This is a genomic window from Pseudomonas sp. BGI-2 (genome assembly GCF_004310295.1).
In the GTDB taxonomy this organism is placed as follows: domain Bacteria; phylum Pseudomonadota; class Gammaproteobacteria; order Pseudomonadales; family Pseudomonadaceae; genus Aquipseudomonas.
The window spans coordinates 137369-147254 of sequence record NZ_SISB01000009.1; the positions used below are offsets into that span (position 1 = coordinate 137369).

General features: G+C 61.0%; 7 protein-coding genes. 5 read left to right on the forward strand and 2 right to left on the reverse strand.

The window, feature by feature from the left end; genetic code table 11:
• Positions 1–93 precede the first annotated feature (93 nt).
• On the reverse strand, positions 94–2370 hold the full coding sequence (gene rlmKL / locus EYC95_RS08800; protein WP_131059999.1) for a bifunctional 23S rRNA (guanine(2069)-N(7))-methyltransferase RlmK/23S rRNA (guanine(2445)-N(2))-methyltransferase RlmL: 2277 nt from the start codon (positions 2368–2370) through the stop codon (positions 94–96).
• 528 nt (positions 2371–2898) lie between these two features.
• On the opposite strand from rlmKL, the gene rmf reads away from it, so the two are divergent.
• Positions 2899–3114, forward strand: coding sequence for a ribosome modulation factor (gene rmf / locus EYC95_RS08810; protein WP_003223300.1), 216 nt, complete (start codon positions 2899–2901; stop codon positions 3112–3114).
• A gap of 249 nt (positions 3115–3363) precedes the next feature.
• Here the strand turns inward: rmf and EYC95_RS08815 are convergent, their stop codons facing one another.
• A complete protein-coding gene (locus EYC95_RS08815) occupies positions 3364–4383 on the reverse strand; it encodes a quinone-dependent dihydroorotate dehydrogenase (RefSeq protein ID WP_131060000.1) in 1020 nt (339 codons plus the stop codon).
• Between the two features lie 233 nt (positions 4384–4616).
• On the opposite strand from EYC95_RS08815, the gene EYC95_RS08820 reads away from it, so the two are divergent.
• From EYC95_RS08820 to EYC95_RS08835, 4 genes are all read left to right on the forward strand, one after another.
• Complete coding sequence (locus EYC95_RS08820) at positions 4617–5828, forward strand: CmpA/NrtA family ABC transporter substrate-binding protein (protein ID WP_131060001.1); 1212 nt, start codon at positions 4617–4619, stop codon at positions 5826–5828.
• A gap of 15 nt (positions 5829–5843) precedes the next feature.
• The gene (locus tag EYC95_RS08825) at positions 5844–6419 is read left to right on the forward strand and encodes an ANTAR domain-containing response regulator (protein WP_008146285.1); all 576 of its coding nucleotides are present in this window, start codon (positions 5844–5846) and stop codon (positions 6417–6419) included.
• Between the two features lie 370 nt (positions 6420–6789).
• The gene (locus EYC95_RS08830; RefSeq protein WP_131060002.1) at positions 6790–8001 is read left to right on the forward strand and encodes a NarK/NasA family nitrate transporter; all 1212 of its coding nucleotides are present in this window, start codon (positions 6790–6792) and stop codon (positions 7999–8001) included.
• 7 nt (positions 8002–8008) lie between these two features.
• The gene (locus tag EYC95_RS08835) at positions 8009–9679 is read left to right on the forward strand and encodes a bifunctional protein-serine/threonine kinase/phosphatase (RefSeq protein ID WP_131060003.1); all 1671 of its coding nucleotides are present in this window, start codon (positions 8009–8011) and stop codon (positions 9677–9679) included.
• Positions 9680–9886 lie beyond the last annotated feature (207 nt).

A 9886-nucleotide genomic window follows, 5' to 3' on the forward strand; every position in this document is an offset into this window, starting at 1 on the left:
TGAGTTATAGCTATTAGCCACTAATTTGACCAGCACAGAAAGAACCAAAGAGCCTTTTAAAATCAAGGCTCTGTGGATCCAATCATTTATCTGTCAACGGGCCGTGATTTTCCAGGCACGGTGGATCTTGCCATTACGGGCGAAATCCGGATCGATGGTCTGGGCAGTGATTTCTTCAACGGCGTAACGCTCGGCGAGGTTTTCCTCGAGCGTGAACTTGCGGAAGTTGTTGGAGAAGTACAACACGCCTCCCGGCGCCAGACGCGCCATGGCCAGGTCGATCAACTGCACCTGGTCGCGCTGCACGTCGAAGATCCCTTCCATGCGCTTGGAGTTGGAAAACGTCGGCGGGTCGATGAAGATCAGGTCGTACTCGTCACGGCATGCATCGAGCCACGCCATCACGTCACCCTGCTCCAGACGGTTCTTGTCAGAGAAACCGTTCAGCGACAGGTTGCGACGCGCCCAGTCCAGGTATGTTTTCGACAAATCGACGCTGGTCGTGCTGCGCGCGCCGCCCTTGGCCGCGTGAACACTGGCCGTCGCGGTGTAGCTATACAGGTTGAGGAAGCGCTTGCCGGCCGCCTCTTTCTGGATGCGCATACGCATTGGACGGTGGTCGAGGAACAGCCCGGTGTCGAGGTAGTCAGTGAGGTTGACCAGCAGCTTCACGCCACCTTCGTTGACCTCGACGAACTTGCCCTGCGCCGCTTGGCGTTCGTACTGCTTGGTGCCGCTCTGACGCTCGCGGCGCTTGACCACCACGCGGCTCTTGTCGATGTTCAACGCCTGCGGAATGGCCGCCAGGGCGTCAAACATGCGCGCCGAGGCTTTTTCCGGGTCGATGGATTTCGGCGCGGCGTATTCCTGGACGTGGACCCAATCCTGATACAGATCGATGGCCATGGAATATTCCGGCATGTCGGCATCGTAGACGCGGTAGCAGTCGATGCCTTCGCGCTTGACCCACTTGCCCAGGGCCTTGAGGTTCTTTTGCAGACGGTTGGCAAACATCTGCCCGCCTTCGCTCAAGCGCGGTTGCTCGATCACCACCGGGGCCGGTTTGATCGGGTTGCCGTTCTTGTTGTACTTCTCGTACTTGCCCGGCGCTACATCGTTGTCGGCGACTTCGACTTCAGCTTGAACTTGTTCACGCTCGACCTGACGCTGTTCCGGGGTGCGACGCTCGCCGGTGACGAACTGGTCCGGCGTGACCTTGATCAGCAGCAATTTGCACGGCAAGGCGCCGTTCCAGAACGAATACTGTTTGTGGCTGCGGATGCCCATGCGCTTGCCCAGGTCCGGGGCGCCGGTGAATACCGCCGCTTCCCAGTTCAGGCACGCCTGACGCAGACGCTCGCCGAGATTCTGGTAGAGATAGAGCAAGCTCGCTTCGTCACCCAGACGCTCGCCGTACGGCGGGTTGCAGATCACCAGACCTTTCTGGTTCTGGTCCGGACGCGGCTCGAACGTGCCGACTTCGCCCTGGTAGATCTTGATCCACTCGCTCAGGCCCGCACGCTCGACGTTGTTGCGGCCCGGTTGAATCAGGCGCGGGTCGGCTTCGTAACCGCGAATCCACAGCGGTGGCTTGGCCAGACCGGCCGCGGCGCGTTCGGTGGCTTCTTCGTGCAGCTTTTTCCACAGCGCCGGGACGTGACCGAGCCAGGCGGTGAAGCCCCACTGCTCACGACGCAGGTTCGGCGCCATGTCGGCGGCGATCATTGCAGCTTCGACGAGGAACGTACCGACACCGCACATCGGGTCAGCCAGTGCGCCGCCATCGGCCGCAATGCGTGGCCAACCGGAACGGATCAGGATCGCTGCCGCAAGGTTTTCCTTCAGCGGTGCCGCGCCCTGCTGCAAGCGATAACCGCGCTGGTGCAGGCTGTGGCCGGAGAGGTCGAGGGACAGAATGGCTTCGCCACGGTCCAGGCGCAGGTGAATGCGCAGGTCCGGGTTGAGCTTGTCGATGGACGGACGGTCGCCTTGCGGGGTGCGCAGTTTGTCGACGATGGCGTCTTTGACTTTCAGGGCGCCGAAGTGAGTGTTGTCGATGCCCGAGCCATGACCGCTGAATTCGACGGCCAGGGTACCGTCATTGAGCATGTGGTCTTGCCACTCGATATCGAGCACGCCGTGGTACAGGTCTTCGGCGTCCTTCATCGGGAAACGCTTGAGCACCAGCAGCACCCGGTTCGCCAGACGCGACCACAGGCACAGGCGATAAGCGGTTTCCATGGTGGCCATGCCGCGCACGGCAGAGGTGTGCTCACGCGCTTCTTCAAGGCCAAGCCCGACGGCTTCCTCGATGAGCAGGCCTTCAAGGCCTTTTGGGCAAGTGAGGAAGATTTCGAATTGATCGGACATTGGAATTTCAGAGCCTTTCTAAGTGAACCGGCAACGCATTGCCGGCCCGGTTTTCAATCAGGCGCTTTTCTAAAAGAGCGCCCGCGTGGCACGAAGGTGTGCCGTCCCACCCGTGCTGCTCAGGTTAGAAGAGCTTAGATGCACAGGCAGATAAAAAAGTTGATGCAACAAAATGTCATAAGCCGACCCTTCGTCGAATAGTGCTCCTGTTCAACAGGAGCCATTCTCACTAAAGGATTAACCCCGTCATCCTGCGGGGGGCCGATCATACAGGGCTTTGGCCAATAAACATGGGACAAACATCGCGTTACTTATGGCCTTAGCATCTTTCTGGTTACGTTCTTATGACAAAACGATCATTCCCTCGATGTGACGCATTGGTTAGAACTCAACACAGGTTGACGTCGCAACGGCGTCAACACCTTGGCTCGCGACGCCGGCAGCGAGCCCCAACGGCAGAAGTTTTTCTGCCAGACCTCAATTGAGGTCGACGCGATAAATACAGTCAACAAGTGAGGGCAACACCCTATGAGAAGACTTAAGCGTGATCCGTTGGAAAGAGCATTTTTGCGCGGATATCAATATGGCGTTGGTGGCAAATCCCGTGAGCTTTGCCCATTTACTCTACCGTCGGTACGCCAAGCCTGGATTAACGGCTGGCGAGAAGGACGCGGCGACAACTGGGACGGTATGACCGGCACTGCGGGAATCCATAGACTCAACGAACTTCACGCCGTCGGCTAATTACAGGGCTTAACACACTCCGACACGACAATCTGATGACTGAATGACTTAACCACGCACGCCCCATCCGGGCGGCGGGCTTCGGCCCAGGGGCACCTTCGAGGTGCCCTTTTTTATGCCTGAAAAAACTCACCTCGAGCTGCAAACACATTCCCTGTGGGAGCGGGCTTGCTCGCGAAAGCGTTGTTTCAGTCAGCATCATCTTTGAAGGTTGAATCGCTTTCGCGAGCAAGCCCGCTCCCACAGGGGTTAGCGCAATGCTGCGATGGCGTCTACGGATTCACGAATCAACGCCGGGCCTTTGTAGATGAAGCCGGAATAGAGCTGCACCAGGCTCGCCCCCGCAGCGATTTTCTCGGCCGCGTGTTTGCCTTCGGTGATGCCGCCCACGGCGATGATCGGCAAGCGGCCGGCCAGTTCGGCGGCCAGTACCTTCACGGTGTGGGTACTCTTGTCGCGAACCGGTGCGCCGGACAGACCGCCCGCCTCGTCACCGTGCTCCATGCCTTCGACGCCCACGCGGCTCAGGGTGGTGTTGGTGGCGATCACCGCGTCCATCCCGGTTTCGATCAACGCCTGCGCGACCTGCGCGGTTTCTTCATCGGTCATGTCCGGCGCGATCTTGATCGCCAGCGGTACGTGTTTGCCGTGGCGCAACGCCAGTTCGGCGCGACGGGTCGCCAGATCGGCGAGCAACTGCTTGAGCGAATCGCCGAATTGCAGGCTGCGCAGACCCGGGGTGTTCGGCGAGCTGACGTTGACCGTCACGTAGCTGGCGTGGGCGTAGACCTTGTCCAGGCAGATCAGGTAATCGTCGACCGCCCGCTCAACCGGTGTATCGAAGTTCTTGCCGATATTGATACCCAGCACGCCCTTGTACTTGGCCGCCGCCACGCGAGCCAGCAGGTGATCGACCCCGAGGTTGTTGAAACCCATGCGGTTGATGATCGCCTCGGCATCCGGCAGACGGAAAATTCGTGGCTTCGGGTTGCCCGGCTGTGGACGCGGGGTGATGGTGCCGATTTCGACAAAACCAAAACCCAGCTGGGCAAAACCGTCGATGGCCGCGCCGTTCTTGTCCAGACCGGCCGCCAAACCCACCGGGTTCGGAAATTCCAGCCCCATGACGTTCACCGGCATTTTCGCCGGCGCCTTGCACAGCAAGCCGTTGAGGCCCAAACGTCCGCCCGCGCCGATCAGGTCCAGGGACAGATCGTGGGAGGTTTCCGGGGAAAGTTTGAACAACAGCTGACGGGCCAGGGTGTACATGGGTGATTTTGACTCGAATGGCGGCGAAATGAGGCGGCGATTATAGCCGGGCATCGCGGTCGCAAGCGAGTTGCGCAACAAAATCGGCTGGCGATGGCATATGCCTTGCACCAGCATAGGCATCAGCACTCATGCCAACGGCGGGATGAGTCGAAAGACAAAGGCGTCGTCACTCGGCCTTGCCCTGGCAAGCAGCCCGGAAAACGGCGCTTTTTTTTGGAAGGTGTTTAGCCATGAATGAAACCACAGCGGGCCCGTTGGCCTGGGTCAATGGCAGCGATGCCCCGGAAAAGACCGAAATCAATCTTGGCTTCATGGCCCTGAGTGACTGTGCCTCGGTAGTGGTCGCGGCCACGCAGGGTTTCGCGCAGCCTTACGGCCTGACCCTGAACCTCAAGCGCCAGTCATCCTGGGCCAACCTGCGGGACAAACTGGTCAGCGGCGAACTCGACGCCGCCCACAGCCTGTACGGTCTGATTTACGCCGTGCACCTGGGCATCGGCGGCGTCGCGTCCACCGACATGGCGGTGCTCATGGGCCTGAACCAGAACGGCCAGAGCATCAACCTTTCTCACGGCTTGCAAGCGTTGGGGGTGACCAGTCCTGAAGCACTGGACCGGCACGTGCACCAAAGTCGCCCAAAACTGACCTTCGCCCAGACATTTCCCACCGGCACTCATGCCATGTGGCTGTATTACTGGCTCGCGAGCCAGGGCATTCATCCGTTGCAGGACGTCGACAGTGTGGTGGTGCCGCCGCCACAGATGGTCGCGCACCTGCAAGCCGGGCGCATCAATGGCTTCTGCGTCGGCGAGCCGTGGTCCGCCAGCGCGGTGAAGCAGAATCTGGGCTTCACGATGGCGACGAGCCAGACCATCTGGCCCGATCACCCGGAAAAAGTCCTCGGTTGCACCCGCGCCTTTGTCGAGCAATATCCCAACACCGCCCGGGCGCTGGTGATGGCGATCCTCGAAGCCAGTCGCTTCATCGAGGACAGCAGCGAAAACCGTCGCAGCACCGCGAAGCTGTTGAGCGCGCCCGAATACCTCGATGCGCCGCTCGATTGCATCGAACCGCGCTTGCTCGGCGACTACGCCGACGGCCTCGGCAATCGCTGGCAAGACCAGCACGCGCTACGTTTCCATGCGGGCGGCGAGGTCAACCTGCCGTACTTGTCCGACGGCATATGGTTCATGACCCAGTTCCGCCGTTGGGGCTTGTTGCGCGACGACCCGGATTACCTCGGCGTGGCCCGTCAGGTCCAGCAACTAGACGTGTACCGTGAGGCCGCCAGCGCAGTCGGTGTTGCCGCCGGGAGCCAGGAGATGCGCAGCAGCCAGTTGATCGACGGCATAATCTGGGACGGCTCGGACCCGACCGGTTATGCCCGCAGTTTCAAGCTGCACGCCATGAGCGAAAGCTCCCCCATTCTCGCCAGCCGCTGACAGGAGACTGCGAATATGTTGCGTATCCTGCTGATCAACGACACCGCGAAGAAAGTCGGTCGCCTGAAAGCGGCCCTGACCGAAGCCGGGTTTGAAGTGATCGACGAATCCGGTCTGACCATCGACCTGCCCGCGCGCGTCGAAACGGTGCGTCCGGACGTGATCCTGATCGATACCGAGTCACCGAGCCGCGATGTGATGGAGCAAGTGGTGCTGGTGTCCCGCGACCAGCCGCGGCCGATTGTGATGTTTACCGACGAACATGACCCCGATGTGATGCGCCAGGCAATCAAGTCCGGGGTCAGCGCCTACATCGTCGAAGGCATTCACGCACAACGCTTGCAGCCGATTCTCGACGTGGCCATGGCACGCTTTGAAAGCGATCAGGCCCTGCGCGCCCAGCTGAACGCCCGCGACCAGCAACTGGCCGAGCGCAAGCGCATCGAGCTGGCCAAGGGGCTGCTGATGAAAATGAAGGACTGCAACGAGGAAGAGGCCTACACCCTGATGCGCCGCCAGGCCATGAGCCGGCAGCAGAAGCTGATTCAGGTGGCGGAGCAGATTATTGCCATGAGTGAGTTGCTTGGCTGAAGCCTTGCGGAGCCTGTGAAGACGCCTTCGCGGGCAAGCCTCGCTCCTACAGGTTTTGCGGCGCCCAAACCATCTGAAGGCACCACAAAACCAGTAGGAGCGAGCGGTGCGGCGATCCGACTTGCCCGCGAAGGCCGCAACTCGGTCTCCGGGTGTTGGCACAGATCTGGCTAAGTAATCCACACAGGTAACCAACGGCGGTTGCCCACCTACGACAAAGACGTCGCTCACCTCATTTGCTCATGGCGAACCGGGTGGCGGCGTTTTTTCGTTTTGGCCCCAGAGATCGGGGCCGGTGGTGCGGCCGAAGCGGCGCCCCACCTGCAAGCTCCTGACTCCTTCTCGAGACTCCCTACAGCTGAGGTGCGCGATGAATTCAAGCTTCTGGAAATCCGGTCACAAGCCCACGTTGTTCGCAGCGTTCCTCTATTTCGACCTGAGTTTCATGGTCTGGTACCTGCTCGGCCCCTTGGCGGTGCAAATCGCCGCCGACCTGCACCTGACGACCCAACAGCGCGGGCTGGTGGTGGCCACGCCAATTCTGGCCGGTGCCGTGCTGCGCTTTGTCATGGGCTTGCTGGCTGATCGCCTGTCGCCGAAAACCGCCGGGCTGATCGGCCAGGTGATCGTTATCTGTGCGCTGTTCGGTGCCTGGAAACTCGGCATCCACAGCTACGAGCAAGCGCTGGTACTGGGCCTGTTCCTCGGCATGGCCGGTGCGTCGTTCGCCGTCGCGCTGCCGCTGGCCTCGCAGTGGTATCCGCCGCAGCATCAAGGCAAGGCCCTGGGCATCGCCGGTGCCGGTAACTCGGGGACAGTGCTCGCCGCATTGATCGCCCCGGTACTGGCGGCCGCAGTTGGCTGGAGCAACGTGTTCGGTTTCGCCCTGATCCCGCTGATCCTGACCATTATCGTTTTCGCCTGGCTGGCCAAAAACGCCCCTGAGCGGCCGAAAGCCAAGTCCATGTCCGACTACTTAAAGGCATTGGGCGACCGCGACAGTTGGTGGTTCATGTTTTTCTACAGCGTGACCTTCGGCGGCTTCATCGGCCTTGCCAGCGCCCTGCCCGGCTACTTCAACGACCAATACGGCCTGAGCCCGGTGACCGCCGGCTACTACACCGCGGCTTGCGTGTTCGGTGGCAGCCTGATGCGTCCATTGGGCGGCGCGCTGGCGGACCGTTTCGGCGGTATCCGCACGTTGCTGGGCATGTACACGGTCGCAGCGGTCTGCATCGCGGCGGTGGGTTTCAATCTGCCGAGTTCCTACGCGGCACTGGCGCTTTTCGTCTGCACCATGCTCGGTCTGGGTGCGGGTAACGGTGCGGTTTTCCAACTGGTCCCGCAGCGTTTTCGTCGGGAGATCGGCGTGATGACCGGTTTGATCGGCATGGCCGGCGGCATCGGCGGCTTCGCACTCGCGGCGGGCATGGGCGCGATCAAGCAAAGCACCGGCAGCTATCAACTGGCCTTGTGGTTGTTCGCCAGCCTCGGCGTGCTCGCCTGGTTCGGCCTGCACGGGGTGAAACGTCGCTGGAGAACCACGTGGGGTTCGGCCGCTGTGACTGCTGCCCGGGTCTGAGGCCTTAATGAGCCTGCAACTGAGCTTTGCCGAAGCAAGCGCCATCGGCCCTCGCGAGGAAAACCAGGACGCCCTGCGCCTGGTCACTCCGGCCCCGGCGCTGGCGGCGAGCAAGGGTTACCTGTTCGCCATCGCCGACGGGGTCAGCCAGTGCGCCGACGGCGGTCTTGCCGCCCGTTCGACCTTGCAGGCCCTGGCGCTGGACTACTACGCCACCCCGGAAACCTGGGGTGTCGCGCAAGCGCTGGATCGCCTGCTGTTGGCGCAAAATCGCTGGCTGCAGGCCAATGGCGGTGGGCAACCGCTGCTCACCACGGTCAGTGCCTTGGTCATGCGCGGTAGGCGTTTTACCTTGGCCCATGTGGGCGATTGCCGGGTTTATCGCTGGCACGCGGACACGTTGCAACGGGTCAGCGAGGATCACGTCTGGGATCAACCAGGCATGCAGCATGTGCTCAAACGGGCGCTGGGGCTCGACCAGCATTTGGTCCTGGATTTTCTCGATGGCGAGTTGCGATTAAACGAAAGCTTCGTGCTGCTCAGCGACGGTATCTGGGCCGTGTTGGGTGACACAGCCATTGCGGCAATTCTGCGCGATCAACCGGACCTGCACAGCGCTGCGCAAACCCTGGTCAGCGCAGCGCATCTGGCTGGCAGTCAGGACAATGCCAGTGCCCTGCTGGTGCGGGTCGATGCCCTCGGTGAAACGAGCATCGGCGATGCGCTGATTCATTTGCAGCAATGGCCCCTTCCACCCGCACTGAAACCGGGCCAGGTGTTCGAGGGTTGGCAGGTCGAAGGGATTCTTGGCCAGAGCCAGCAGTCGCTGCTCTATCGGGTTCGCGACAGCCAGCAACAACCCTGGCTGCTGAAAACCTTGCCCGGTGCGCTGCGCGACGATCACCTGGCCGGGCAGGCATTGCTGTCAGAGGAGTGGTTTCTCAAGCGTGTGGCCGGCCGGCATTTCCCTGAAGTTCATGCCGCCAGTCAGCGTCAGCATTTGTACTATGTGATGCGCGAACATTCCGGTTCTACCCTGGCGGAGCTGCACGAGCGGGTTGCAGCGATGCCGCTGGCGCAATGGCAGGATTTGGCCGAGCGCCTGCTGAAAGCCGTCGGCATGCTGCATCGCCGGCAGATTCTTCATCGCGACATCAAACCGGAAAACCTGTTGTTGGGCGACGACGGCGAGTTGCGCCTGCTGGATTTCGGCCTCGCCTACTGCCCCGGTCTGTCTGAAGACCAGCCCACGACCCTGCCCGGAACACCGAGCTATATCGCGCCGGAAGCCTTTCGCGGTGACGCTCCGACTCCGCAGCAGGACTTGTATGCCGTCGGCGTGACCCTGTATTTCCTGCTGACCGGGCATTATCCCTACGGCGAAATCGAAGCCTTCCAGCGTCCACGGTTTGGTGTGCCCGTCAGCGCCAGTCGTTATCGCCCCGACCTGCCGGACTGGATCGCCCAAAGCCTGGAGCGCGCGGTGGCGGCGGATCCGGTTCAGCGCTTTGAAACGGCGGAAGAATGGTTGTTGCTATTGGAACAGGGAGAGCGGCGCAGTTTGAGTGTGCGGCCTAGGCCGTTGCTGGAGCGCGAGCCGTTGAAGGTGTGGCGGACGTTGGCGTTGGTGATGATGGTGGTGAATCTGGTGCTGCTGGTTTTGCTGTTTCATAGCTGACAGCGAGTCGCGCTCATCGCGAGCAGGCTCACTCCCACAAGGGAGCTCCAGTGTCAGGGAGTCCAATGTAGGAGCGAGCCTGCTCGCGATATAGGTAGTCCGTTCCTTTCTCTTCCATACTGATATCGCTGGAAGTCAGTTGTCGGCGAGGAAGGAACATGCACCTGTGGGCTACGAATATGCTCGCGCAGCACTCGATGATTACGC